At 51.2% G+C, this 24,973-nt stretch carries 26 protein-coding genes; 25 read left to right on the forward strand and 1 reads right to left on the reverse strand.

Features of this window, described 5'->3' with window-relative positions:
* Positions 1–65 precede the first annotated feature (65 nt).
* From V5T57_RS15560 to V5T57_RS15630, 15 genes are all read left to right on the forward strand, one after another.
* On the forward strand, positions 66–542 hold the full coding sequence (locus V5T57_RS15560; protein ID WP_332892166.1) for a phage terminase small subunit P27 family: 477 nt from the start codon (positions 66–68) through the stop codon (positions 540–542).
* Positions 517–2,244: a terminase large subunit gene (locus V5T57_RS15565; protein WP_332892167.1), complete on the forward strand. Its 1,728-nt coding sequence runs from the start codon at positions 517–519 to the stop codon at positions 2,242–2,244. The genes V5T57_RS15560 and V5T57_RS15565 overlap by 26 nt, the downstream gene beginning before the upstream one ends.
* Positions 2,241–3,470 carry a phage portal protein gene (locus V5T57_RS15570; RefSeq protein WP_332892168.1) on the forward strand — a complete coding sequence of 410 codons (1,230 nt, stop codon included), beginning with the start codon at positions 2,241–2,243 and terminating at the stop codon, positions 3,468–3,470. The genes V5T57_RS15565 and V5T57_RS15570 overlap by 4 nt, the downstream gene beginning before the upstream one ends.
* On the forward strand, positions 3,454–4,044 hold the full coding sequence (locus tag V5T57_RS15575) for an HK97 family phage prohead protease (protein WP_332892169.1): 591 nt from the start codon (positions 3,454–3,456) through the stop codon (positions 4,042–4,044). Before V5T57_RS15570 ends, V5T57_RS15575 begins: the two co-directional genes overlap by 17 nt.
* A 1,082-nt stretch (positions 4,045–5,126) precedes the next feature.
* Entirely contained in the window at positions 5,127–6,380 is a 1,254-nt protein-coding gene (locus tag V5T57_RS15580) for a phage major capsid protein (RefSeq protein WP_332892170.1), read from the forward strand.
* Positions 6,381–6,437: 57 nt separating this feature from the next.
* Entirely contained in the window at positions 6,438–6,647 is a 210-nt protein-coding gene (locus V5T57_RS15585; RefSeq protein ID WP_332892171.1) for a hypothetical protein, read from the forward strand.
* A 5-nt stretch (positions 6,648–6,652) separates the two neighbouring features.
* A complete protein-coding gene (locus V5T57_RS15590) occupies positions 6,653–7,228 on the forward strand; it encodes a head-tail connector protein (RefSeq protein WP_332892172.1) in 576 nt (191 codons plus the stop codon).
* Positions 7,229–7,237: 9 nt separating this feature from the next.
* A complete protein-coding gene (locus V5T57_RS15595) occupies positions 7,238–7,558 on the forward strand; it encodes a phage head closure protein (RefSeq protein WP_332892173.1) in 321 nt (106 codons plus the stop codon).
* Positions 7,555–7,914 (forward strand): tail completion protein gp17, encoded by a 360-nt coding sequence (gene gp17 / locus V5T57_RS15600; RefSeq protein ID WP_332892174.1) that lies wholly within the window; start codon positions 7,555–7,557, stop codon positions 7,912–7,914. Before V5T57_RS15595 ends, gp17 begins: the two co-directional genes overlap by 4 nt.
* Positions 7,908–8,399, forward strand: a complete 492-nt coding sequence (locus V5T57_RS15605) for an HK97-gp10 family putative phage morphogenesis protein (protein ID WP_332892175.1) — start codon at positions 7,908–7,910, stop codon at positions 8,397–8,399. The genes gp17 and V5T57_RS15605 overlap by 7 nt, the downstream gene beginning before the upstream one ends.
* A gap of 6 nt (positions 8,400–8,405) precedes the next feature.
* A complete protein-coding gene (locus tag V5T57_RS15610) occupies positions 8,406–8,837 on the forward strand; it encodes a hypothetical protein (protein WP_332892176.1) in 432 nt (143 codons plus the stop codon).
* Between the two features lie 4 nt (positions 8,838–8,841).
* Positions 8,842–9,141, forward strand: a complete 300-nt coding sequence (locus tag V5T57_RS15615) for a hypothetical protein (protein WP_332892177.1) — start codon at positions 8,842–8,844, stop codon at positions 9,139–9,141.
* 107 nt (positions 9,142–9,248) lie between these two features.
* Entirely contained in the window at positions 9,249–9,452 is a 204-nt protein-coding gene (locus V5T57_RS15620) for a hypothetical protein (RefSeq protein WP_332892178.1), read from the forward strand.
* 8 nt (positions 9,453–9,460) lie between these two features.
* Positions 9,461–11,461: a phage tail tape measure C-terminal domain-containing protein gene (locus V5T57_RS15625; protein ID WP_332892179.1), complete on the forward strand. Its 2,001-nt coding sequence runs from the start codon at positions 9,461–9,463 to the stop codon at positions 11,459–11,461.
* Positions 11,461–12,072, forward strand: a complete 612-nt coding sequence (locus tag V5T57_RS15630; RefSeq protein ID WP_332892180.1) for a hypothetical protein — start codon at positions 11,461–11,463, stop codon at positions 12,070–12,072. The genes V5T57_RS15625 and V5T57_RS15630 overlap by 1 nt, the downstream gene beginning before the upstream one ends.
* Here the strand turns inward: V5T57_RS15630 and V5T57_RS15635 are convergent.
* The gene (locus V5T57_RS15635) at positions 12,069–12,287 is read right to left on the reverse strand and encodes a helix-turn-helix transcriptional regulator (protein ID WP_332892181.1); all 219 of its coding nucleotides are present in this window, start codon (positions 12,285–12,287) and stop codon (positions 12,069–12,071) included. The genes V5T57_RS15630 and V5T57_RS15635 overlap by 4 nt on opposite strands.
* A 333-nt stretch (positions 12,288–12,620) precedes the next feature.
* Between V5T57_RS15635 and V5T57_RS15640 the strand changes: the two genes are divergently transcribed.
* From V5T57_RS15640 to V5T57_RS15685, 10 genes are all read left to right on the forward strand, one after another.
* Complete coding sequence (locus V5T57_RS15640; protein WP_332892182.1) at positions 12,621–13,178, forward strand: hypothetical protein; 558 nt, start codon at positions 12,621–12,623, stop codon at positions 13,176–13,178.
* Positions 13,178–13,573, forward strand: coding sequence for a DUF6950 family protein (locus V5T57_RS15645; protein WP_332892183.1), 396 nt, complete (start codon positions 13,178–13,180; stop codon positions 13,571–13,573). Before V5T57_RS15640 ends, V5T57_RS15645 begins: the two co-directional genes overlap by 1 nt.
* A gap of 1 nt (position 13,574) precedes the next feature.
* Positions 13,575–16,376, forward strand: a complete 2,802-nt coding sequence (locus V5T57_RS15650; protein ID WP_332892184.1) for a phage tail protein — start codon at positions 13,575–13,577, stop codon at positions 16,374–16,376.
* A 3-nt stretch (positions 16,377–16,379) separates the two neighbouring features.
* Entirely contained in the window at positions 16,380–17,345 is a 966-nt protein-coding gene (locus V5T57_RS15655; protein WP_332892185.1) for a hypothetical protein, read from the forward strand.
* A 317-nt stretch (positions 17,346–17,662) separates the two neighbouring features.
* Positions 17,663–19,969, forward strand: a complete 2,307-nt coding sequence (locus V5T57_RS15660) for a BspA family leucine-rich repeat surface protein (protein WP_332892186.1) — start codon at positions 17,663–17,665, stop codon at positions 19,967–19,969.
* Positions 19,970–20,347: 378 nt separating this feature from the next.
* A complete protein-coding gene (locus tag V5T57_RS15665; RefSeq protein WP_332892187.1) occupies positions 20,348–20,767 on the forward strand; it encodes a transglutaminase-like cysteine peptidase in 420 nt (139 codons plus the stop codon).
* A gap of 295 nt (positions 20,768–21,062) precedes the next feature.
* The gene (locus V5T57_RS15670) at positions 21,063–21,407 is read left to right on the forward strand and encodes a DUF3301 domain-containing protein (protein WP_332892188.1); all 345 of its coding nucleotides are present in this window, start codon (positions 21,063–21,065) and stop codon (positions 21,405–21,407) included.
* 15 nt (positions 21,408–21,422) lie between these two features.
* Positions 21,423–22,169, forward strand: a complete 747-nt coding sequence (locus V5T57_RS15675; RefSeq protein ID WP_332892189.1) for an RluA family pseudouridine synthase — start codon at positions 21,423–21,425, stop codon at positions 22,167–22,169.
* A gap of 8 nt (positions 22,170–22,177) precedes the next feature.
* On the forward strand, positions 22,178–24,091 hold the full coding sequence (locus tag V5T57_RS15680) for a tetratricopeptide repeat-containing glycosyltransferase family protein (protein ID WP_332892190.1): 1,914 nt from the start codon (positions 22,178–22,180) through the stop codon (positions 24,089–24,091).
* A 110-nt stretch (positions 24,092–24,201) separates the two neighbouring features.
* The gene (locus V5T57_RS15685; protein ID WP_332892191.1) at positions 24,202–24,807 is read left to right on the forward strand and encodes a hypothetical protein; all 606 of its coding nucleotides are present in this window, start codon (positions 24,202–24,204) and stop codon (positions 24,805–24,807) included.
* The last annotated feature ends 166 nt before the right edge of the window (positions 24,808–24,973 follow it).

Raw genomic sequence — 24,973 nt, forward strand, 5'->3', positions numbered from 1 at the left:
GGGCCTGCCAAACAAGCGCTTAATGATTTTTTTATCGCCGCAGGTTGAAAAAGGAAAAAAGTGTCATGTCAGGGCCTGCCAAACAATCGCTTAAGTTAGAGATTGTAAAAGGAAATCCGGGAAAACGAGGTTTGCTGAACCAAGCCAAAAAGGCCAAAAAAGGGGGTACGCCTATAGAAGGGGCTCCCAAATGGCTGGATTCCAAAGCGCGTCGTACCTATGCCGATCTGGTTAAGGCTCTCCAGGGAGGCAGTATACTGGACAAGATTGACCGCACTGCGTTGGTACTGCTGTGTGATGCCTTGTCGGAATACCGTGATGCCCGTGAATTCGTCCGGGAAAATGGAACAAGCTACGAAACGGAAACCAAAGATGGTGCCATTATGCACCGCATATATCCCCAGGTGGGACAGGCGGCAGACGCATGGCGGCGGGTTAAATCAATGTTGACGGAGTTCGGGTTAACACCGGTAAGTCGGACACGGCTGCTTGGAGTGATTGGCGACGATACAGGAGATGAAAACCCTTTCGACCGATTCTGAACGCGACTATGTAGGCATTGCGCTCCAGTATGCCCGTGATGTGGTAAGCGGGAAGATTCTGGCGTGCAGGCATGTCCGCCAAGCCTGCCAAAGACAGTTAAATGATTTGGAACGGTGGGAGGGGGGCGATGATACGCCCTTCATGTGGAATCCAACCATCAACTATGACGGTAAATTGGACACCCCCGTTGATCGGGTATGTGCTTTTGTAGAGTCACTACCCCATGTTAAAGGAAAACTAGCCCGGAATCGTGAACGCATTCGGTTACAGCCGTGGCAGGTTTTTATTCTTGCCACCATCTTCGGGTGGGTTAAGCCAGATGGAGCCCGAAGGTTCCGCCAAGCCTATCTACAGATTCCCCGTAAGAATGGCAAGTCGATCCTGGCTGCAGCGGTTGGTCTGTATATGTTCTGTGCAGACATAGAGCACGGGGCGGAAGTATACAGTGGGGCGACCTCTGAAAAACAGGCCATGGAGGTGTTCAGACCTGCCCGCCAGATGGTGGAGCGCACCAAGGCGTTACGTGAACGGTTTGGAATTGGCGTACTGGTTAAGAACCTGCACACCATTGCTGATGAAAGCCGCTTTGAACCGGTTATTGGCAAGCCTGGAGATGGTGCCTCGCCAAGTTGTGCTATCGTCGATGAGTACCATGAACATGATACTGATGAGTTGTTTAACACCCTGCAAGGGGGGATGGGCAACCGGGAACAGCCTCTTCAGTTTGTCATTACCACTGCAGGGGATAACATTGGTGGTCCCTGCTATGCCATGCAGTTGGATGTAACCAAGTTACTGGATGGTGTATTTAAGGATAATCAGCTGTTTGGCATCATCTACACCATCGACAAAGAGGATCAGGAAAAAGGGTGGAAAACAGAAGAGGCCATGCGCAAGGCTAACCCCAATTTAGGGGTGTCGATCTTTCCTGAGTTCCTTCAAGCCCAGTTGTCCCAAGCGCTGCGTAGTGTTCGTAAACAAGCCCATTACAAAACCAAATATCTGAATCTCTGGGTATCCAGTCGGGATGCTTGGATGAATATGGATGCATGGTTTGCTGTTCAGGCAACCTATAGCCAGCAGACCTTTCAGGGGGATCGCTGTTGGATTGGTGTAGATCTCTCCAGCAAGATTGATCTGACATCCATTGCCCTGCTGTTTCATAGGGATAATGCCTATCACCTGCTGGTACAGCACTACCTGCCGGAAGATCGAGCCAATATTCACGACAATGAACATATCCTGGGTTGGGCAACGGAAGGCCACCTAAAGCTGACCGATGGCAACATGATCGACTATGAGGAGATCAAGGCCGATATTCTGGCTTTGGCCAAACGGTTTGATGTGGCAGAGATCGGTTATGACCCCTACGGCGGAGCCCAGTTGTTTCAACAGTTAGCAGCTGAAGGGCTCAATGTGGTAGAGGTTCCCCAAAATGTACGCCACCTCTCTGAACCCATGAAAGAGGTAGAAGCGTTCATCGGTGACAAGCGCTTTTTCCATGATGGTAACCCCGTTACCAGTTGGATGTTCAGCAACGTGACATGTCGGGTGGATGCTAATGAAAATATCTACCCCCGGAAAGAGCGTGTAGAGGACAAGATTGATGGGGCCGTGGCCACCATCATCGCCATGAACCGTGCGATGGCAGGCGGTGAAACTGATTCGGTCTATGAAGACCAGGAGCTTTTGGTTCTATGAAATTGAATCTTCCATCCTGGCTGAATCGGGGTAGTCCCGAGGATCCCAAAACCTCACTATCCAACCCGGCCCAGTGGCTATTTGATCTGTTTGGTGGTGGAGAGAGCGCTACCGGTATTACCGTTAATCGTGAAACCGCCATGCGGGTCAGTGCGGTCTACGCTTGTGTTCGCGCCATTGCTGAACCGGTCTCGTTTCTGCCGGTACACGTCTACCGGGAGAAAAAAGGGGGGGGTAAAGAGAAGATAACCGACCATCCTGTGGCCCACTTCCTGGGGGTAGAGCCGAACGAATACATGATGCCTTCTACCTATCGGGAAGCGGTAACCGGCTGTGCCGTGTTACAGGGTAACGGCTATAGCCTGATTGACCGAAATGGAGCTGGAAAGGCTATTGAGCTGCGTCCTCTCTCCCCTGAACAGGTGATGGTGGAGCGGTTTAATGGTGTGTTGCGCTATCGTGTGGACGGTACTGTAATCCCTAAAAGTGACATGCTGCACATCCCTGCCTTTGGGTTCGATGGCTTGCAGGGGTATTCCCCCCTCACGGTGGCACGGGAGTCAATCGGTCTTGCGGTGGCCACAGAGCGGTATGGTTCTAAGCTCTTCAAAAATGGTGCACGTCCAGGTGGCGTTCTAACCACGGCTAATCGGTTAGGCCCTGAAGGACGCAAGCGTTTAAAAACATCCTGGGAGAATGCCCATGGTGGAGCAGGTAACGCCCATGGGGTGGCTGTTTTGGAGGATGGCATGACCTGGCAGTCAGTAGGCATGACTGCCGAAGATTCCCAATTTCTAGAGACCCGTAAATTTCAGATCAATGATATTGCCCGGATTTTTCGTGTCCCCCCTCACATGATTGGAGATCTGGAACGGGCCACTTTCAGCAATATTGAGCACCAAGGCTATGAGTTTGTTCGCTATACCTTGCTTCCCTGGATCACACGATGGGAACAAGAGGTGCGGCGTAAACTGCTGGGGGTAGATACGGGGCTGTATCTCAAGTTTAACCCTGAGGGCCTGCTGCGTGGTGATGTAAAAAACCGTTATGCTGCCTATGGGCGGGGTATACAAGATGGATGGTTAACCCGCAATGAAGCCCGAGCATGGGAAGATCTGGATCCGCTGGAAGGGTTAGATGAGCCCCTGCAACCGCTGAATATGAAAAAAGCCGGTGACCTGGACGAAGAGGACGACAAGGAAAACGATGATGAGCAAAAATCTTGAACGCCGTGCTTTTGCTTTCGATCTCTCTGTTGAGGAGCGAGGCGATGGCAAAAAGATGATTCGTGGTCATGCCGCAGTCTTCAACAAGCTGTCTGAAAACCTTGGCGGCTTTCGTGAACAGATTGCCCCAGGTGCCTTTGATGATGTGCTCAATGATGATGTTCGGGCTCTGATCAACCATGATGGCAACTTGATCCTTGGCCGTACTGTGTCTGGCACGCTACGGATCAACCAAGATGCTAACGGGCTAAGCTATGAGTTAGACCCGCCGGATACCCAATATGCCCGTGATCTGCTGGTATCGCTCCTGCGGGGGGACATCACCCAATCCTCTTTTGCCTTTACCGTGGATGAAGAGGATTGGGATGAAGATGGTGATGGGCGGGTCATCCGTACTATTCAGAAGGTCAAGCGTCTCTACGATGTCTCACCAGTCACTTACCCAGCTTACCCAGATGCCACAGTGGGTCTTCGCAGCATGGAAACGTGGCAGTCTGTTCGCAACAAGCGGCTATGCAATCGTGCTTCGGTGTCCATGTTACGGCGGCGATTGACCTTGGCTCAATCTCTCTGATCTGTGGTGGTCGTGTGACCATGTCAGTATATGCCCAAACCGCTATGGCAGCTAAAATCCAAGGAATAAGTATTTCACGTACACTTGCATGTTTAAGAATATATCCCAACCAAAGACGGATCTTCCAAGCATGTAAGGTCTGTTCGAATACGTGTCCTGCCAAGCACTTTAAAAAAAACTTGGTGTTAAACTTCGTTGTGGGAGGATCTATAACAGAAGGTTTAGATGTTTGGTGACAAGCATAAATAACAGCATAAATATCAAAAATGAGTTTCTTTATATTATTCCATAAATGCTTGGGCTGTAATGTTTTCTTTATGTTTTGCCAGGATGGTTTGGGTCGTGATGTCGTCTTTATATTGCTCCAGGGTAGCTTGGGTCGTAATGTGATCTTTATCTGCCAGAACTCTACAGTATCTTCCGTAATATCATGGAGGTAGGCAGAGTCTCTAGTATCGCAAATAAATGGGGAGACGGGCAGAAAATACACTTTTTTACTTATGTGCTTGGGCCCATATACTTTAAATATGATAGATAAACAACCACTTTTGAAACGCTTGGCTTCAGAAAAACGAATTTTATATTTAGACCTATCGAATGAATGTTGGCCCGCTAATTTGTCCAGCTCTGTTTTGACGCTTTGATCAGACTCTATTAAGTGGTGTAAGAAAGCTTCTGATTCTTGCTTTTGGTTTAAATACGCAATTAACCCCTGTTCTAACTTTCCGCGGATAACTTGCCAAAAAGCAAACATAGACCAAAGGAGTAGAAGCCCGACAAACCATATCAATGCCTCAGGGTTGTTGAGCGTGGTTTTTAAACCCAGAAGATTTAGATGTATGGGGTCTGTCCCTAAAGATGTTCCCTCAGCAGCCCAGTAGAGAGTAATGGCTGTACTGATAACAATTAAGTTACGTCGTTCTGGAAGCGCGTCTTGAATAAACAAAGCATATCCCCTGCTTCAATCGGAAAAAATAGAATTTTATAGTGTTTATAGTCTGTATTCAATCCAACCCTCCTGGATCCCCAGTGAGGGTTTTTTATGCCCGAATCGCGGGCGTTCAACGAAAGAGGAATAACCAATGCCGAGTGCAATTGAAGAGATCCGCGAGAAACGGGCGAATCTGATTACCCAAGCGGGTGAACTGTTGGATGGGGCGGGTGAGGAGGGAACCCTCACCGAAGAGAGCCAAGCCCGCTTTGATGAGATGATGGAGGATGCCGACAAGCTTTTAAAGAAGGCTGAAAACATCGAGCGCCATAACGATGCTCAAAAGAGCTTGGAAAATCGCAAGTATGAACGGGCTGGGCGGGAGGATATCACCCCCGGTGAAGCGGAGCAGCGTGGAGAGGTTGAATCCAGTGCCTTTCGTAACTGGGCTGCTGGTGGCATCGGTAATTTAACCGATGATGAGCGGGAATATATGCATAACCGTCAACGGAATCTCTCTGCTGAACAACGAGCCCTGACCACCGGCACCGGGTCTGCTGGTGGTTTCCTGATTCCCGAAGGTTTCCATAATCAACTGGAAGTAGCCATGAAGGCCTTTGGGGGGATGCGGACTGTTGCTACATCCATGCGTACCGTCACCGGTAATGAAATCCCCATGCCTACTGCCAACGATACCGGTAACAAAGGGGCCATTCTCGGTGAGAACTCACCCGTTGGGGAGCAGGATGTTGATTTTAGCAGTATCGCCCTGAACGCCTACATCTACAGCTCTAAGATGGTCAAGGTGCCTTTAACTCTGTTGCAGGATAGCGCTTTTAGTCTGGAAAGCTATCTCGCAGATGCCCTGGGTAAGCGGGTAGCCAGGATCACCAACGAACACTTTACGGTGGGAGATGGATCTTCCAAGCCCAACGGTATCGTAACGGCGGCCACCCTGGGTAAAACTGGTGCGACCGGTCAGACCTCAGCCATTACCTATTCTGATCTGGTCGATCTAGAACATAGCGTGGATCCTGAATATCGACCTAATGCCCGTTTTATGATGCACGATAACACCATTGCCACGATCAAGAAACTTAAGGATGGCGAAGGTCGCCCCCTGTGGGTGCCTGGGGTGGCAGAGCGTGAACCAGATCGTCTGATGGGTTACCGCTATACGGTTAACCAGGATATGCCCATGATGGCGGCCGATGCCAAGTCGCTGCTGTTTGGGGATCTAAGTAAGTATATCATCCGGGATGCCCATGATGTGATGATCATGCGCTTAGCAGAACGCTATGCAGAATACTTTCAGGTAGCCTTCCTGACCTTCAGCCGTCATGACGGTGATCTGCTGGATGCTGGGGCTAACCCGGTCAAATTCTATAAGAATGCCGCATCCTAAACGATAGGTATGCAAAGGGGTGGTCATTATGGCCACCCCTTTTCTATGGAGAAGATTATGAAAATAAAAATGCGTGAAGGTATGGCAGGTCGAGCGTTTACCTATAAGCCTAAAGAGATCGTGGATGTGCCTGCAGACGTGGGTAAAGCGTGGTGCAAAGCCGGGATTGCGGAAGCAATGGAGACTGCCAAGGTGGAAGAAGCTCGTAATCCCGCATTAGAAAAAGCTCTGACCACAACCACCCGCCGTACCCGTAAGAAGACCTGATCATTATGGATTATGCCTTGACCATAGCCCCCATGGTGGAGCCGGTCACCCTGGCGGAATTGAAAGCCCACTGTGTGGTTTCCCATAGTGAGGATGATACGACTCTAACCGTCATGGGCAGAGCTGCTCGCAGGTATCTGGAAGAGATCACAGGCCGGTCATTCATTACCCAAACATGGCAAGCCTATGCGGATAAATTTCCGTGTGGTGATCAACCCATCAAGCTAGATCGGGGGCGGCTTCAGTCTGTGGCGTCCGTGACCTATGTGGATGCCGACGGCATTACTCAGACCATGGACCCTTCGGTTTATCAGGTGGTGGATGGGGATTATGGATATCTCTGTCCGGCTTATGGTCAATCTTGGCCCGATACGCGGTCTGTTCCTCGTGCACTGACTGTGATCTTTAAGGCTGGATATGGGGATGCCGCTGATACCGTGCCTGAGGACCTGGCGCATGCCATTAAGCTTACGGTTGGTCATTTTTATGAACAGCGGGAAACCGAAGTGGTCGGCACCATTGTTTCGGATTTGCCTACCGTTGGAATGCTGGTTGATATCTACCGCCTTTGGCCTGCATAGGAGGACAGTATGCGTGCTGGACGCTTAAGAGAGCGGCTGATTATTGAACAAAAAATGGTGACCAAAAATGCCGACTATGGTTCTGAGGTAGAGACCTGGGTGGTATTTGCAGAGCTTCGTGCTGAAGTGCTGCGTGTGGATGGTGGAGAGCAGGTTTTAGCTGAGCGTGAAAGTGGATATATCCATACCAAGTTCAGGGTGCGGTCTGTTACCGGTATCCATGCACGCATGCGCATTGTCCATAACGGGGTGATACACCAAATTCGATTTGTTGAAAATATCAAAGATGGGGGCCGTGAATTGGTTCTGCACTGTGAGGTAATCCAATGAGTATTGAGTCTGATTTTTATACGGCATTACAGCATAGCACCGTCACATCCTTGGTTGCGGATCGGATCTATCCTGTTGTGGCCCCTGACAAAACATTTAAACCTTATTTGGTCTATGCACGTTCAGCAGGGGGGAAGAGCCGTTATGTGAATGGCGCTGTAGATGATTTTGCAGACATGCAGATCACAGCCGTAGCTAAGAACTATCCTGATGCTCGGCAATTAGCAGCCGTAGTGACCGATGCTTTAAGGCAAAGTAACGCGCTGGATTGCCAGATTGATAATATCATGGATGCCCATGATGAAGAGACTGATGTTCCTATGGTGTATGTGCAGGTTAGTGCAGAACCGTGGTAGAAGCGCTTAATCATATCCGGGGGCTGAGTCAACTTGATGATGTTTTAAAAGTGTTGCCTGCCAAGGTGCAAAAAAAAGCACTGGGTAAAGCGTTAAGGGCTGGATCTGCAGTTATACGTAAAGAAGCATCACGGCGTGCACCCAAAGCGACTGGTAAACTGCGGATGAATATTCGCACCCGTATAAAACGTCGCAAAAATACCAAGTTTGCCATGACCTATCAGGTTTATGTGCGCAGCCAGGGAATTCACCAAGCCCCTAGTAGTATCTCCCGTAGACGTAAAATCTATAAACCCAAGGGAAACCCCTACAATCCTAAAAATGTCTGGTATTGGACTTTCGTAGAGTTCGGCACCCGTAAAAAGGGGGCAAGACCTTTTCTGCGTCCAGCCTTTAGCGCCAAACATCGACAGGCTGTGTTGAGCATGCGTGATCGCTTAGGGCCTGCCATCCTTGAAGAAGCAAAGAAATTAAAACGGAGATAGTTAATCATGGCGAAGATTTCTCGGATCAAATTGTCCATGTCAGATATGCAGGAAACACCAGTCTTTAATGAGATCGGCTATATCACAAGCATGAACGGCCCAAGTGGTTCTCGTGATGTGGAGTCTGTTGCCTATGTCAATGCAGATGCCTACACCAAATCGGCGGGTGCTTTGGATGCTGGGCAGATCTCTCTTGATGTCCAGTATGATGCCGATAGTGCGGCGTACCACACAGACCTTGAAGATCATTTCTACGACACAGTGGATGCGGTTGATTTTCAGTTGGAGTATATCTCTGGCCCTGAAAGTGCGCCCATTGTTGAACGTACGTTAGCTTTCAGTGCCATTGTTGCCGGATATTCTGTGAGTAAACCAGGCAATAGCAAAATGACCGCCTCTATCTCCCTAGATATTAGTGGTAAACCTACCCGGAGCTAAATATATGCCTGATCAAGTGAAATATTTTGGTACACGTCGTGCTGTCTATACCGGCCGAAGTATTGATACCAAACCTTTGTATGTGATGGAGCTTACTTTTGCCAAGCTAAGATCATTTGAAGAGGAGTACCAAGACGAGAACGAACGGGGTGAGCAAATTGCTTTGAGCTCTCTTGTCTTTGAAGAGGGCTTGCAGGCCTTTAAAAAAGTGAAGGGCATGCGTGAAGAGCTTACTCCAAGCTTAATGCGGATGGTTATGAAAGCCGCTTTAGGTGCCTCTCTTGAAAATCTAGAAAAAAACTAAGAGAGAGCCCTGAGCGACAATTTCTTTTTGCCTTGGCCCGCATTCTGGGTAGGTCGGTGCGGGAAATTGAGCAGTTGTCAGCGGAAGAGGTTCGAGAATGGTGGGCCATGAGCCGAGTGATGCCCATTGACCATCTTCCCTTGCTGGATATGGCTTTGGCTCAGCAAACAGCCATGCTGCACAATATCCACAAAGCAAAGGGCTCTGTTAATAAAAACCCGGCAGATTACACCACCATCATCAAGCCGGTTCAAGAACATATGGATGCACAAATCATAGCCGATCATCTTGATTCGGCTTTTTTTCGTTAAGGTGAGCCATGGCCACAAAAGCAGAACTCGGGCAGCTTGTCATTGAGTTGAGTGCCGATGTGGCGCGACTTCAAAAAGATCTCGGTAAAGCCTCCAGGGTTGCCAATAAAGAGCTTAAAACTATCTCTAAAGCTGCAAAGTTCACCTCTGACAGTCTTAAAACATTGGCTCTCGCAGGTACAGGTATGGTCACCACAGGTTGGGTGAAAGGCCTTGTTGATGCTGGGGACAAATTGCAAAAGATGTCAATCCGGTTAGGGGTGTCGACCAATGCTCTCTCCGAGTTTCAGCGGGTTGCAGAATATGCGGGTGTCGAGCAAAACCAGTTGGTGACCGGATGGCAAAGGATGACCCGGCGTGTTTCAGAAGCGGCAGCGGGTACGGGCGCGGCTAAAGATGCTTTGGTCGAGCTTGGTTTGGAAGCCAAGACCATCAATCAGTTAGCCCCTGACCAGCAGTTTATGAAAATTACCGAAGCACTCCAGGGGGTGAGTAATCAGGCTGATAAAGTGCGCCTAGCCAATAAGCTTTTTGATACCGAGGGTGTCGGGCTACTTCAAATGATGGATATGGGCGTAGACGGTATTGACCAAATGCGGCAAAAGATGCGCGATTTGGGTTTGTCTATGGATCGAACTTCAGCGGATTCAATGGCTGAGTTTAATGATCAGCTAGGAGATATTGGTAATGCAGTTTCCGGTATAGGAACCTCCCTTACATTGTGGTTAACCGAAAGTGGTGTATTTAAGGAGTTTTCTGGTTGGTTTGTTGAGTCCGCTGTCAATATTCAAAACTGGCTTGTTGCCACAAACAAGGTCCAGCGTGAACTGGATGAGATGACCCTAGGGCAACTGGAAAAGCGCCTGGAGTTGTTGGATAACAAACTTGGCAAGGTTGATTTTCAACTAGATATGGGTGGGGAGTCTGATCCTTGGGCCGACCAGTTTAATGCTTCCAAGCCTGACCATAAAAGCCCCTTTGCTCAAACTATCGAGGCTCTTAAGAAAGATCGAGCTACCATTGAAGAGCAGATAAAGCTCATTCAATCAAAGCTCAAGGGTGGTGGAATGAAACTCCACGTCGGAAAGGATGCTGAAATACCAGCCAGTCCCGATAAGGCCACCCCTGCACCACAGGTGATTAAAGATCCTGAAGGTTGGCAATCTCTCTATGACAGCATATTTCCCATGGATCAAGCCATGCGTGAATATGAGAAGGGGTTGGATGCTGTCAATACCATGTTGGCCAGAAACAAAATTACTTCTGCCCAAGCCGCACAGATGGCTGAACATCTGGGAGAACAGTATGCCAATCAACTGGAAGAGTTAATTGGGCTTGATGCGTTGCTAGAATCCTCAAATGAAAAATTAACCATGCAAGGTCAGGTGGTAGAAGGCGTTAGCCAAGGTATCGAGAGCTATCTTGATAGCATGGGCGATACCATGGACAATGTTGCTCAAATGACAGAGCGAGCCTTTAGCAGTATGGAAGATTCCCTGGTTGATTTTGTGATGAATGGGAAAATAGAGTTTTCCGGTTTTGTCGATTCCATCTTGGCTGATATGGCAAGAATGGTGGCCCGCAACACCATTACGGAGCCCTTGGGTGGTTTGCTGTCTGGGGGGCTTGGGCATCTATTTAAAGGGTCTGGTGGTTGGGGTGATATTGGTGATTTTCCAGACTGGATGGGTGATGCATCCATTGGGGATTGGAGTGACGGTTTTTGGTCAGCCCGTGCCATCGGTGGCCCTGTTGCGACAGGGCAAAGCTATCTGGTGGGTGAGCATGGCCCTGAACTGTTTACACCTGTTTCCGCTGGTAACATTACCCCCAATAAGCAATTGGGGGGTGGTGGCACCATTAATCTTAATCTATCTACTGGGGTTAAAGATACAGTACGTGCAGAGTTGATCTCTATGATGCCCATGCTTGAACGCCGTTTGATGGGGGCTATGGCAGACGCGGCCCAGCGTGGTGGTGGTTTTTCTGCTGCAATGAGGGGGGCGTAATGGCTTTGGTCACGATGCCCTCCAGTCCTTTACCATCAGCACTGGTCATCACGCAAAAAAGTGTGACAGCGGTATCTGAATCCCCGTTTACACTTCAACGACAGACCCAAATCTATGCAGAACGATGGCAAATGATCATGACCATACCGGTTATGCGTGCTGCACAAGCCCGCCTATGGCGGGTGTTTTTGTCACAACTTTCTGGCAAAGCGCATGTGTTTCATTGTGGGATCACGACGGAAACTGAACCCGAAGGCGTGGGTACGGGCCTTCCGATTGTGGAAGGTGCTGAGCAAGTCGGTTTTACTTTGAATACCACTGGGTGGAATCCCTCCATAGCGGGTATCCTTAAAGCCGGTGATCTTATTCAGGTGGGGCAGGGTAGTCTTACTAGGCTTTACCAGCTAACAGCAGATGCGGCTAGTAACAGCAATGGTCAGGCTTCCCTATCGATTTGGCCAAGGCTGCGTGAATCCCCAAGTGATGGTGTAGCCCTTACCATCCATGCATGTAAGGGGACTTTCTATCTAGATAGCAATGAACCCCGCTGGGAAGTGTTGCCAGGGGGGCGGTATAAGTTGGATTCCCTCGCATTGGTTGAGGCGCTTTAATCGGTCATTAAGGCTAGGGCCGGGTGTTGGCCTGTTTTTAAGAGAAACAGTTCCCAGGAGGCTAAAGGCATCTCTCGGGCTTCGTTCTCTTCTGCTTTCTTCTCCCAGCGCAGCCATGCTTTACGGGTGGCATGCACCAAAGCAGCGGCATTGTCTTGTGAAAGTTTGGCCTGTTTTCGGGCCTGTTTAATCTGTTCAGGGGTTGGTTTATCCATGATCTTTTCTCTTGTCTCAGGTGGTAGCTTAGCCGATAATAAAAGGAACCTGGGAGGGGGTCGAGCCCTCCCAGGTGGTTATTACCAAGCTGGCGAAGCCGCTAAAACTATCGCCAACCAGACCAGGGTGCCGAGCGTTGCTTTCATCACGCTCTCCTTTCCTGGCTTTCCCCTTTGACCACCTGGGGCTTGGTGTTGTCGGTTCCCGTAACCGATGAATAGAGTATATCAAAAGTCCCCGATGGGGACAAGGCAAAAGTCTCCATTGGGGACAGAAAAATGAAGGCCATCCTATTCGGGATGGCCTTTTTTTGTGCCTGGATAGGAGAAGCTATGCGCGATTTAACAGTCGGTATGCAAAGCGCGATGGAAGCCAAACTGGTATCACCAATAGCCCTTGTTTCTATGGAAACAGCGGGTGGCACCATTTACGTATGGTCAGGGAATGGAGAGCTCCAGTGGAACGGGCAGACATGGCAAGGCGTGGGGGATTTAGGTGGCATCTCTGCCATGCAGGAGGCTCAAGAACTCAGGGCCAATAACATCACCCTAACGCTTAATGGTGTTTCATCATCACTGATTGCAATGGCCTTGGCAGACCTGCGCCAAGGTAAACGGGTATCGGTCTTTCTCGGTGCACTGGATCCGGCCAGCACAGTAATGATTGCGGACCCTGTTGAAATGTTTGGTGGTTTGACAGATGTGCCAACCATAGATGCTAGTGGCGATACATGCACCATTGGTATTTCTGTAGAGTCACGCTTAATTCGTTTAGAAAAAAATACGGCAAGGCGTTGGACGCATGAGGATCAGCAAATTCGTTCCCCTGGGGATCGTGGGTTTGAGTATGTCCCATCGTTGCAAGATATGGAAATTACATGGGGGCGATGATGCAACGTTTTAAAGATTGGCCTAACCGTTTAGAGGCTTACCTGCATGCACGAAATAACACCCCTTTTGAGTGGGGCTTTCACGATTGCGTCGTGTTTGCCTGTGGTGCTGTTGAGGTGTTGACCGGGGTTCAAATTACGTTGCCTATTTATGCGGATGCTAAAGAGGCCGTTGTTGCAATTAAGGCTCATGGTGGTTTGATGATGGCTGTTAATAAAGCATTGCCAGATCGTCAGGTCCCTCCGTTTAACGCTCAACGTGGCGATATTGTGCTGTATATGCAGGGTCCATGGCCAACCCTTGGGGTTTGTGCTGGTCGGGTGGTTTTTACGCCCTCTGAGGAAGGTTTGCGGGGAGTTCCATTGGAACGTGCCATATGTGCATGGAGGGTTTGACATGCCGCCAGTGATCGCAGCGGTTACGGCTATTGCCCAGGCCGGTTTTTGGTCGACTTGGTTGGGCAAAATGGTGGTTGGTATGGTGATATCAACGGCCATCTCTTTTGTCACGACTAAAAAACTGAAGCAACCCCAGTTTGGCGGGGTAGACCGTACCAGTAGCGTACGCCAGCCGATCACTTTTTGGCGTCGTATTTATGGACGCACCCGTACAGGTGGTGCTGTTACCTTTCTGCATACCACGGATAATCACCGTTATATGCATATGTTGATCACTTTAGCCTCACATGAAATTGAAGAAGTAGAGTCCGTCTATTTTAATGATCAAGCGGTTGTATGGGATCCCATAACAGGTGCAATAACAGAGGGGGACTTTGCGGGACGTGCTTGGATCTGGGTAGGGCTTGGCACTACGGCTGGTGATGCAGATCTGCATGCGGCACTGACCGATGCTGCACCCGCTGAGTGGACCTCTGCCCATCGGCAAGATGGACACGCCAAACTCTATGTCATGTTGGAGTGGTCTCCAGATGTCTACCCCTCAGGTACACCGCAAATTTCCGCAATTCTTAAAGGGGCTAAGGTCTACGATCCTCGTACTCAGACGACAGCTTGGTCTGAGAATGTCTCTCTGTGTTTAGCGGACTATATGACCGCAACTGAAGCGGGGCTTGGTGTGAATTATGGTGTTGAAATGGGGGAGGCATCACTAATTGCGGCAGCGAATGTCTGTGATGAAGAGGTGGCGCTTGAGGCAGGGGGGACAGAGGCACGATACAGCATCTCTGCGGTGGTTGATGGGCAGGATTCCCACCGCGAAAATATCAGTGCCATGCTTGGTGCTATGGCAGGTACAGCAATTTATTCGGGGGGGCGTTGGGTGATCAAAGCTGCAGCTTGGGACTTGCCAATCATTACCCTTGATGAATCAGACCTTGCTGGACCCATACAGGTTACGACCATGCTTTCCCGGCGAGAATTGTTTAATGGGGTAAAAGGGGTATTTAACGCAGCGAAGGATAACTATGTTTCCACCGAGTTTCCTTCCATTCAGTCCGCAGTTTTTGTTGCGGAAGATGAAGGCGAAGAAATCTGGCAGGATATGGACCTTCATATGGTCTCTAGTGGAACCCAGGCTCAGCGCATTGCCAAGATTGCACTTCTGAAGGCGCGTCAACAGATCTCGGTCAATATCACCTGTCATCTATCGGCATTAAAAATCCGTTGTGGGGATGTTGTTAAGCTTACCAATAATCAGTTTGGGTGGGATGAAAAACCCTTCGAAGTCACCAGCTGGGAGCTTATGCAAGGTGGCAGTGGGGATGCACCATTGTTGCTTGTTAATCTCTCTTTAAGAGAGACTGCTTCATCTGATTATAATTGGTCTACCAGTGAAGAGCAGGTAGTTGATCCAGCCCCCAACACCAATCTGCCAAGCGCATGGAGTCTATCGGCCCCAACCAATATGGTGCTGGCGAGTGGCGGGGATCATCTATTGATTGCCGGGGATGGCTCTGTTTTGTCACGGATCCTAGCAACGTGGCAAGCCTCTTCCAGCCCGTTTGTGGTTAAGCATGAAATCCGATGGAAAAAAAGCACCGAAATAAGCTGGTCTTCTACCGTTGTTGGTGGTGGTGATTTGAAGGGTTATGTAGGCCCGGTAGATGATGGTATCTCCTATGACATTCAAGTGCGGGCTATTGCCCATAGTGGGGCGCGTTCTGATTGGGTGAGTGAGTACAGCCATACGGTTCAAGGTAAAACAACCCCGCCTACGGCCCCACCTTCTGGCTTTGCCATTACTGAGGATGCCGATGGTACCCGCCGTTTCAGTTGGTCAGCCGATGATCAGGATGCTGATGTCAGGGCGGGTGGTGGGTATAAGATCCGCTTTGCTTCAGGTTCAAACAGTATATGGAGCAACATGGATCCGCTTCATGAGGGCGTGTTGACCATGGCCCCTTATGAAACAAATTCTCTGGCAGCTGGGCTCTACACCTTCGCCATAAAATCAATAGATAGTTCGGGTAATGAGTCGGATGACGCTTCATGGATTAATGGGGCCTCTATGGGTGATCCTCGTATTGGTGAGGCGCTGATTTACCGTCGAGAGCAGGACTATGGTTGGCCAGGAAGTCAAACGAATGCCTATGCCGATAGTGATGGGCACCTTCATGCCGCAGGTACGGAAACATGGGATGACCTACCTGATTCTTGGGATGCGCTGAGCAATAGCTGGGATGAGATTGTAGAAAGCCATAACACCATTGAATACATCACGCCCGTTTTAGATGTTGGGCAGGATCTAAACTTCAGGCCCTTAGTGTCTGCACAGTGTGATGGTACAGAAACTGTCACCATGCAGGTTGGGACGGAAATGGAGGGGGCACCGGTTGGGGCTTTTGTTTCTCCTGATGTGGTGGAAGCTCGTTATATCAAAATCAAAATCGCTGTAACTGGCACAGCACCGGATATCAAAAGCCTTGTGACCATTCTAGATGCCCCTTCAAAGAAAGAGACCTGGGAAGATCTGAATACATCCAGCGGGACAAACGGTCTTTATGCCAAAGTTGCGACGGGGCATTTTAAGATCGCTACCCGTGGTGGTCTTGCTTCGATTACACAAGCACAAATCAGTGCCATACAGGGGGTTGGAGCTGGGTGGTCATGGGTGCTGGTCTCTAAGTCAGCCTTAGTAGGGTCTGCAATAGCGGCGGAATTTAAACTTTATGATTCAACCGGGACCTTGGCAGATGCAACCGTAGATGTGTTGTTACGCGGTCCTAAAGCGGAGAGTTAATTGATGACCTTACCTGTTAATGCAACCAAACAGTATTTAGATGCAGCAAGTAAAGACCCTAAGCAAGCCCGTTCAGAACTGGCCAGTTTTGTAGATAAATTTAATGCTCTGCTTAGCGTCCTTGCTCCCCATGTTGAACTGACCCTTGGAGATGGGTTGAAGGATGATGGTGCGGGTCACATTGCCTTAGACCTTTATAGCAGCGGTGGTCTTGCTTTTACTGGCGGCAAGCTCAAAATTAAGGCTGGCTCAGTGTCTCAAGACATGCTTGCAAGTGAAGCCGTAGGTGCCCAACAGATTGCAAATCGTGCGGTGGGTCTTGCCGCGTTGGCGACAGGCACACCCGGCAAAGGGTTGGGGTGGGGGCCTGACGGCGACCCTGAAGAAATTGAGACGGATACCAGTGGCATGAAGGTGTTTACCACGTCAGGTACTTTCTCTGCATCCACAGGGCCAGTCACGGTGATGATGGTTGGAGGGGGTGCGGGTGGTGAAGGTTATACATCGGGTTCATCCGGTGGAGGTGGTGGGGGCGGGGAAATAAAAATCCGTCATTTTTCCAGTATCAGTAGTTCTGTTGCTGTTGCTATTGGGGGGGGCGGTGCGGGTGGTGCTGGGTTTGAAACGTTGGGTGCAAATGGTGGAGAGAGCTCTTTTGGTTCTTACCTGTCAGCTGCTGGCGGTATCGCTGGTACAGGTGCTGGTAGTGGTGGGGTGGGGTCGTCTATTAGCATGGCAGGTGGGAATACAAGCAATTCAGGCCTTGCCAGCATCTATGGTGATGGGGGGGTAGGTGGAAGCGGAACCGGTGGGGGTGGCGGCGGTGGTATCGGTGACGGCGGTGACGGCGGTGGTTCAAACTCCGATGGTATTGATGCTTCAGGTTATGGTGCTGGTGGTGGAGGGTGTGGCCTCTCAGGTGCTCGCGGTGGTAATGGATCAGACGGCTTAGTTATTATTTTCTATTAAGAGGGGGTTGATATGGCACTTACACCGATTACAGGGCCGATCCTTATTGGGTTCGTGGATGCACTGGTAAGCGCTCCAACAGACTGGCCTGTGGGGTCCAGGGTTTTGGATGAATCTGACAGTTCAGTCCACATTTGGAATGGTAGTGTTTGGATTGCTTATCCGTATGGGCTCTATTCTTAAAGGGCGACTTCATGACTGTTACCTGTTTAACCGAACCCCCTTTGAGGGGTTTTTGTGTTTCTGGGGATGTCAAACCAGCGGATTGGCCAGTTGGGTCATTTTTGTATGAGACAGACACAGGAGATCGATATGTGATGGGCTCCTCCTGGTTCATCCACAACGAGGGGAAAATCTCCATCGGAGTAAATATTGCTCTATCTGAAGTTGTTGGTAGTGAAGATCAGTGGATCAGTGTGGGGGATGTCACCGTGACCCCCCGTGATGGCGGGAACTTTACCGGGGTGGATGCCCTGCGTCTGGTGGATATCCCCACCGGGGTGGCGGTGCGCTTAAATGGCGTGGACCAAACCCCCGTGGCTGGGGTGGTGACTTTAAATCCGCTGGCCGATCTAAGTGAAGCCGGTGGGGTCTATACCCTCTCTGGTCTGACGCTGTTACCCCCCACCGATGACAACAGCACCTTTGGCTTTGGGGTGGAGGTGGAAAGCACCACCGATGTGGCCACCCTACCCACCGCCAAAACCGACCAGGTCCAGACCACCGTGACCGTTATGCCGGTTGCGGATCTGCCCACGTTGGTGGTTGCGGATGTGTCGTGGGATAACAGCGGCCAGCTACCCGGCCCCCACGCCTTGCCGTTGGCGATTACCGCCGCAGCAGGGGCGGTTGGGGAGCTGTTGACCCTGGAGCTGTGGAACCTACCCGCCGGGGCGACCCTCTCCGCCGGTACCGAGAGTGGCGGCGTATGGACCGTGACCCAGGCCCAGCTTGACGGGCTGGCCCTGGTGGTGCCCGAGGGGTTTGAAACCGCTGTGGTGGATGTTCAAGCCCTCTCAACCGATGGGGTGGAGACCGCCTCAAACACCACCCAGTTTAACGTCACCATCACCGCAGGCTATGGGGATGCCTTGGTGTTTGAGGTTACCACCAGCGCACCTGGGGAGTCGGTGACCCTTCCGGGGGTGTCCGGCCACAGCTACAGTGTGGATGTGGATTGGGGCGATACCACCCAAACCACCGCCAACAGCTACAATGATGCGGGCTTGACCCACAGCTACGCCACTGCTGGCAGTTATATTGTTCAGCTCTCCGGTACCGCCACCGCCTTGCTCTTTGAAGGGTCATCGGCGCAAAACCAGTTGACCAAGGTGCTCAACCTGGGGGCCACCGGCTTGACCACCATGGGGGCGATGTTCCGTAGCTGTAGCAACCTGACGGCGGTTACGCAAAACGGGGTGGTGAATACCAGCAGCGTCACCGCCATGAACCATGCTTTTGATGGATGCTCGGGTCTGGTTACCGTCACGGGTTTGGGGGATCTGGATACCGGTGGCGTCGCCAACTTCTTAAGCATGTTCAACGGCTGTTCGGCCATGACCAGCGCCCCGGATACCGGGAACTGGGATCTCTCCGCCGCGACAGATCTGCGTTATATGTTCTATGGCTGTACCAACATGGCCACCACCCCGGATACCAGCAACTGGAACACCGGCACCCTGACCTATCTGGATTACATGTTCTACAACGCATCGAGCATGCCCAGTGCCCCGGATACCAGCGGATGGATCACCAGCAGCGTCACCAGCATGGGCAGCCTGTTTAGTGGCTGCACCAACATGGCCACCACCCCGGATACCAGTGGATGGATCACCAGCAGCGTCACCAGCATGGGCAGCCTGTTTAGTGGCTGTGCCAGCATGCCCAGTGCCCCCGATACCAGCGGCTGGAGCTTGGCCGGGTTATCCAGCTTGGCCAGTCTGTTTAGTGGCTGTAGCGACATGGCCACCACCCCGGATACCAGCGGTTGGAACACCAGCACCATCACCAACATGAACAGCCTGTTCAAGGGGTGTTCCAGCATGGCCACCGCGCCAGATACCAGCGGTTGGAACACCAGCACCATCACCAACATGAACAGCCTGTTCAAGGGGTGTTCCAGCATGGCCACCGCGCCAGATACCAGCGGTTGGAACACCGCAGGGGTGGGGAATATGAGCCGTCTGTTTGAGAGCTGTTCGGCCATGGCCACAGCGCCGGATACCAGCGGTTGGAATACCGCAGGGGTGAGTAACTTCTTGGGGGCCTTCCAAAGCTGTTCCAGTATGGCCAGCGCCCCAGATACCAGCGGCTGGAACACCGCTGGGGTGAGCGATCTGCGTTATATGTTCTTTGGCTGTTCCAGTATGGCCAGCGGCCCGGATCTCTCCGGGTGGGATGTGACTTCGGTTCTCTATGCCGATTGGTTCCTAAAGAGCACGCCGGGACTTACCACCCCCGCATACGATGCGCTGCTGCTGGCCTGGAGCGGGCAAGCGTTGCAGAGCGGGGTGAGTGTGGATTTTGGGGCCTCGAACTACACCAGCGGTGGGGCGGCAGAAACCGCCCGCACGGCGATGATTAATGACGATGCTTGGACCATTACCGATGGAGGGGCCGCATGAGTGCGCGTGAAGATGTCATTACCTTAACCGGACCCCAGAGCGGCACCCGCTATTATGCTCTGGTGCATGGCCGCTATCCGGGGGGCTATAAGCGGGTGATTCTGGAGCCAGGGCAGGTGGCCGGTTGCCCTCAGGATGTCGTGGTTAAAAGCTACCAATCCTTGGCCACCCTAGACCGCTACCGGCCGGNCCTCCTATGCAGGTATGGTTTACACGCGCTGTGGGGGGTTCTGCTGGGTTTGGGGCTGCTGGGGTGCCAAGCCCCGAGCCCCTATCCGGTGCCGTTGGGGGACCCCAGCCAACAACCGCAGGTGGGACGCCCCACCAGCCCAATGCCGGGGTGGGAAGCGATGAACAGACGGACACAAGGCGGGGCGCATGAGCCATAAACCGGTGGAGCAGTTGTTAGCCCGCCTGCACTTTGAGCTTAAAGGGGCTTTTGTCTATGTGCCGGACACCCAGCAGTTTGACCAGCTGGAGCACTGGAGCAGCGATGCCGAGCGGGACCGCATCCTTGCAGACCACCACGGGGTGTTGCATGGGGATTGTGACGACTTTGCCCTGGAGATCCGCCGCCGTGCCCAGGATCAGGGGCTACCTGTGGATCTGATGTACTGCACGGTACCGTTAGCAGACGGCCAGCGGGGGGGGCATTTGGTGGGGCATGCGGTGGGGTGGATTGTGGATAACCGCTTTGAGCAGATCCGCAGCTATCAACACAGCTGCGAGCAGGATGGCTACACCTATTTAAAGATTCTCCCCGCAGGGGCCAAGCAGTGGTTTGACCTGGTGGGATAGGGGGCTGTCAGGGAAGTGTTCACCTTTCATGTGCATGATTAGCAAGGTGAGCGCTTCCTACTACTATTAGATATTTACAACCCGTGGTATGGTCTATCAAAGAGGCGTGCAAACTATAGCCGAAACTGTAGCCGAAAAGTGTTTTGCATGGTTAGTGTGAAGCGCTTGAAGGTTGGAAAGGTTAAATATAACAGTTAGGTAGTTCGTTTAACGCATGGTTTTAATGAAAAGATTTATACTCTTTATTGCTTGGTCGGTGGTATGGACCACCAACTCATGATGAAAAGGGATCACAATGTCTGACCCAACGCTGTGGCTGTTGATCTGCACCCTGGTTGGTCTGCTGTGGTATTACCAGATGCAGGCCCGAGAGCGCGCTGTACGTACTGCCTATCAGGTCTGCCAGGAAATTGGGGCAACCCTGTTGGATGGTGGCGCCTATCTTACCAGTATGCGACTGGAGCGCCACCCTCAACGCTTGGCAATTCAAATTCGCCGGGTTTACGGTTTTCGTTACAGTATAGGGGATGGTCTGTCCCACGAGGGGCTTATCATACAGGTTGGTGAACAGATGCAACAGGTGATGTTGCAACCGGACCCCCATGAAGAGACCTTACCATCCCCTACATCCCATGAATAGTTGGGGTTTATGACCATGAAATCACCATCTATTTCTCTTAAAGGCAAAGATCTTGAGGCCCGTTTGTTACATCGCGATGGGTTGATGCTTATTATCAATAAACCGGCTGGTATTGCGGTACATGTTGGGCCGGGTGGGGGGCCTAACCTTGAAGCTCTGTTTCCTGCATTGCGTTTTGGGTTGCCCAAACCCCCCGCTTTGGCACACCGGCTGGATCGTGACACCAGTGGTTGCTTGGTTTTGGGGCGGCATGCCAAAGCGCTCTCCAAACTCGGCAAGCTATTTAGCCAGGGGCGGGTGCAAAAAACCTACTGGGCCGTCGTGCAGGGGGGACCGGCAAAAGATCAGGGTGTTATGAACTTTCCCCTGCATAAAATCAGTTCTGCTCAAAAAGGGTGGCGTATGGTTGTGGATGAGGAGCAAGGCAAAGCGTCATTAACCCACTATCGGGTGTTGGGTCGCTCTGAAACGCACAGTTGGTTGTCGTTGAGCCCCAAAACGGGCCGCACCCATCAGATCCGGGTCCATTGTGCCCATATGGGTTTTCCCATTGAAGGGGATCTACAATATGGCGCGACCTCAAGTGAGCCTCAGAAGGGTTTACATTTGCACGCACGACAAATTGTGGTGCCTATTTCTAAAAACAAAGACCCTATTGATGTGACGGCACCGCCCCCTCGAGCCCTGCGACCCCTGTTAGAAGCGTGTGGCTACCGGGCTCAGGCGTGGCCCTCTACCCAATTTGAAGCACAATCTAGGTAGCGTTCCCAATGAGGCCGTTTGAAGGGGATCTTGCCTGTGAACAGTGGTTGACGGAGGGGCTGCAAGCGCTCCATCAGCAAGCCGATGGCCATGCCGTTGTGCTTTTAACCCGCCTGCTTAACCACTGCCCAGACCAGCGATTGGCTCTGGTCGAGGCCTTGTTACCTACGATTCCGACCCGTTCTACTGAGGCATTGTTGCGTTGGAGCTCTTTGGTGGAAGCTCTGCAACGCCGTTTACCAGAGAGTCCCTCAGGATGGTTATTGGGGGTTGTTTTTCAGTATGCACGAGGGGATCAGCAAGGTGCCCGTCTACGCTTACAAACCCGCCTAACACAGCCTGCAACGACGTGGCCGATGTGGGCGACATGCATTCAGTGGTGGCAAGCGGCAGGCCATGCGAAAAAGGTTGCGTTTTATACCGCTCAAGCTTTTTCATGCCATGGGCATGAACCAGAGCTGCACTTTCTTTTCGCAGACCAGCATATTGCCTTACAGCAGTGGGAAGAAGCTGCTCAGATTTTAGAACAAGCTTTGGGTTTGGATGCCCAGCAGACGCAAGGGTGGTATACCCTGGGCAAAGTGCGTGTACAGTTACAAGATAGAGCTGCGGCCTTACGTGCGTTTAACCAGGTCTTAAGGAGGGATGGCAACCATACTGGGGCTTGTTCTCGTTCGGGATTGCTGCGGTGCCAACACGGTGAGTATACGGCTGGGTTAGAGCAACTCCGACAGGCCGTGGATCAACAGCCAGAGCTTGGGCGGTTATGGTTTCGCTATGGGTGTGGGCTCTTATGGGCGGGGGAGGCGCGAGCCGGGGTTGATGCTCTGCAACATGCAGTTCAGCTTCTGCCAGGTCTGGCCGAAGGTTGGAGTAATCTTGGGTTGGCCTGGTTGCAGTTGGAGCAGTTGGGTCGTGCGGAAGAAGCTTTTCAACAAGCCATAACGTTGGACCCTAACCAAAAAGAAGCAGATCTTAATTTAGCCCTGTTAATGTTACGTGTGGGGCAGTTTGAACAAGGTTGGTCTCTCTATGATCAACGTTGGTCTTGGTCTGGTATGTTCCAGCCCCCAGCAGAAGGTTCACTGTGGCGTCCACCACACCCGCTACCTGAGCATCTGTGGATTGTGGCTGAACAGGGATATGGTGATACCATTCAGTTTAGCCGTTATCTTCTGGTATTGGCAGATGCCTTTCAACGCTTGACTCTGCTTGTTCACCCAGCTTTGTTGACACTATTTAAGCGATCATTTCCACAGCTTGATATCCAAGCCTTGGGTCATACCAAGGTTCCCAAACATGCCCATTGGACGACACCAATAGAGCTGTGTCGGGGGCTTGACCCTAATTTGCGCCATCCACCAAATCCTCCCTATTTAGAGCCAAGCCTTCTGGACAATGCCCAGTGGCAAGCACGTTTGCACATGGCAGGCTCTGACCAGCGGTTACGTATAGGTTTGGTGTGGGCGGGTAACCCCAAGCAGAGTAATGATCGCAGCCGCTCCATGTCCGCTGGTGCATTTCAACCTCTTGTAGAGGAGGTGTCTGACGCCCTGTTTTTTAGCTTCCAAGTCGGTAGCCAGCAGCTGCATTCGACGGATGAACTCAGCCATCTTGGGGTGGTGGATTTAGCGCCTCTGTTAGATGATTTTGACCAGACCGCCAGTGCTTTATCCTGTATGGATTTGCTCATCGGTGTGGATACCGCGGTGGTTCATCTGGCCGGTGCTTTGGGTATGCCTGTCTGGCTTTTACTGTCTGTCGATGCAGACTGGCGCTGGTTTCATGGTAAGCATCGACAGAGTAGTGTGTTTTACCCTTCAATGCGGCTGTTTAGACAAACCCATGCGCGTGATTGGTCCACCCCCATGGATCAGATGCAAAGGGCTCTTTTAGCCCCGTCTAGAGAGATAAAACCTTAACCTTCTGCACGATGGTCTCTGCATTGCATTACGATAAGGGATACCGTATCGATTTAGGTGGATAATATCCTGGGAATAGTCGATATCTCCTTATATTTATGAGGCTTATAATGAGCTTGCACGTGCAAACAGAGACCGAAGTTCCTTTTTGGAAACGGTTATTATCATTCTATTTGGTGCTTTTGGTGGTCTTTTTTGCCGCCGTGCCCTTATTGATGATTGTGCTCTACTGGGAAACAGATTTCAGCCTGAGCATGCTGCCGGTCTTGATCGGTTTTGCACTGCAAGGTGGGTTGATGGTGTTTTTGTTTGCGCTCTTTGAGTGGCGTTCGACCCGACAACGGAAGGTTAATGATAAGTTAACCCTACGCCATTTTTTAGGAGCTATGTTGGACCAAGCACTGTTTCGTGCTCAAGGTAATGTTGGGGTCGACCCCACAGAGCCTATGACATTAGACCTTGAAATTGCCACAGCCCAAGATTTGGATGCTGAAGCGGTACAAACCATACGTAAGCTGGTTAGTAAACGGCTGGGGAGTATGGATCATATGGCGGCACTCTGCGCTCAGATTGATTTTGACCATTTAGAAACCTGGATCAGCATGACCGACCTTATGCATGAGTTGGAAAAAACCAAAGATGCAGAGCTTGCGGCTGAGATGGTCCTGGATCTGATTATGATCTTACGCCAGTTTGATGAGCTTGAGATCGACTGATCCTTAACGATCACCATTAAAAAAAGCCGGGGTACACGCCATGTACCCCGGCTTTTTTTATATCAAGTCGTTGGGGTAGGAGAGCTGCTTGAGCGTATAAAGCCAAACCCAGCCTACAGCAGTAAAGGCGGGATAATCGTCCCTTCGCGTCTACCCATGCCTATAT

This window comes from Magnetococcus sp. PR-3, from assembly GCF_036689865.1.
Classification (GTDB): Bacteria; Pseudomonadota; Magnetococcia; order Magnetococcales; family Magnetococcaceae; genus Magnetococcus.

Bases quoted from the DNA above. Each gene is read 5' to 3' on its own strand.
- V5T57_RS15670 (WP_332892188.1), top strand. From the start codon at position 21,063: ATGTCTGACCCAACGCTGTGGCTGTTGATCTGCACCCTGGTTGGTCTG.
- V5T57_RS15585 (WP_332892171.1), top strand. From the start codon at position 6,438: ATGAAAATAAAAATGCGTGAAGGTATGGCAGGTCGAGCGTTTACCTAT.
- V5T57_RS15565 (WP_332892167.1), top strand. From the start codon at position 517: ATGAAAACCCTTTCGACCGATTCTGAACGCGACTATGTAGGCATTGCG.
- V5T57_RS15635 (WP_332892181.1), bottom strand. From the start codon at position 12,287: ATGGATAAACCAACCCCTGAACAGATTAAACAGGCCCGAAAACAGGCC.
- V5T57_RS15680 (WP_332892190.1), top strand. From the start codon at position 22,178: ATGAGGCCGTTTGAAGGGGATCTTGCCTGTGAACAGTGGTTGACGGAG.
- V5T57_RS15640 (WP_332892182.1), top strand. From the start codon at position 12,621: ATGCGCGATTTAACAGTCGGTATGCAAAGCGCGATGGAAGCCAAACTG.
- V5T57_RS15590 (WP_332892172.1), top strand. From the start codon at position 6,653: ATGGATTATGCCTTGACCATAGCCCCCATGGTGGAGCCGGTCACCCTG.
- V5T57_RS15560 (WP_332892166.1), top strand. From the start codon at position 66: ATGTCAGGGCCTGCCAAACAATCGCTTAAGTTAGAGATTGTAAAAGGA.
- V5T57_RS15575 (WP_332892169.1), top strand. From the start codon at position 3,454: ATGAGCAAAAATCTTGAACGCCGTGCTTTTGCTTTCGATCTCTCTGTT.
- V5T57_RS15685 (WP_332892191.1), top strand. From the start codon at position 24,202: ATGAGCTTGCACGTGCAAACAGAGACCGAAGTTCCTTTTTGGAAACGG.
- V5T57_RS15580 (WP_332892170.1), top strand. From the start codon at position 5,127: ATGCCGAGTGCAATTGAAGAGATCCGCGAGAAACGGGCGAATCTGATT.
- V5T57_RS15620 (WP_332892178.1), top strand. From the start codon at position 9,249: ATGAGCCGAGTGATGCCCATTGACCATCTTCCCTTGCTGGATATGGCT.
- V5T57_RS15570 (WP_332892168.1), top strand. From the start codon at position 2,241: ATGAAATTGAATCTTCCATCCTGGCTGAATCGGGGTAGTCCCGAGGAT.
- V5T57_RS15675 (WP_332892189.1), top strand. From the start codon at position 21,423: ATGAAATCACCATCTATTTCTCTTAAAGGCAAAGATCTTGAGGCCCGT.
- V5T57_RS15660 (WP_332892186.1), top strand. From the start codon at position 17,663: ATGGGCTCCTCCTGGTTCATCCACAACGAGGGGAAAATCTCCATCGGA.
- V5T57_RS15595 (WP_332892173.1), top strand. From the start codon at position 7,238: ATGCGTGCTGGACGCTTAAGAGAGCGGCTGATTATTGAACAAAAAATG.
- V5T57_RS15625 (WP_332892179.1), top strand. From the start codon at position 9,461: ATGGCCACAAAAGCAGAACTCGGGCAGCTTGTCATTGAGTTGAGTGCC.
- gp17 (WP_332892174.1), top strand. From the start codon at position 7,555: ATGAGTATTGAGTCTGATTTTTATACGGCATTACAGCATAGCACCGTC.
- V5T57_RS15650 (WP_332892184.1), top strand. From the start codon at position 13,575: ATGCCGCCAGTGATCGCAGCGGTTACGGCTATTGCCCAGGCCGGTTTT.
- V5T57_RS15630 (WP_332892180.1), top strand. From the start codon at position 11,461: ATGGCTTTGGTCACGATGCCCTCCAGTCCTTTACCATCAGCACTGGTC.
- V5T57_RS15610 (WP_332892176.1), top strand. From the start codon at position 8,406: ATGGCGAAGATTTCTCGGATCAAATTGTCCATGTCAGATATGCAGGAA.
- V5T57_RS15655 (WP_332892185.1), top strand. From the start codon at position 16,380: ATGACCTTACCTGTTAATGCAACCAAACAGTATTTAGATGCAGCAAGT.
- V5T57_RS15615 (WP_332892177.1), top strand. From the start codon at position 8,842: ATGCCTGATCAAGTGAAATATTTTGGTACACGTCGTGCTGTCTATACC.
- V5T57_RS15665 (WP_332892187.1), top strand. From the start codon at position 20,348: ATGAGCCATAAACCGGTGGAGCAGTTGTTAGCCCGCCTGCACTTTGAG.
- V5T57_RS15645 (WP_332892183.1), top strand. From the start codon at position 13,178: ATGCAACGTTTTAAAGATTGGCCTAACCGTTTAGAGGCTTACCTGCAT.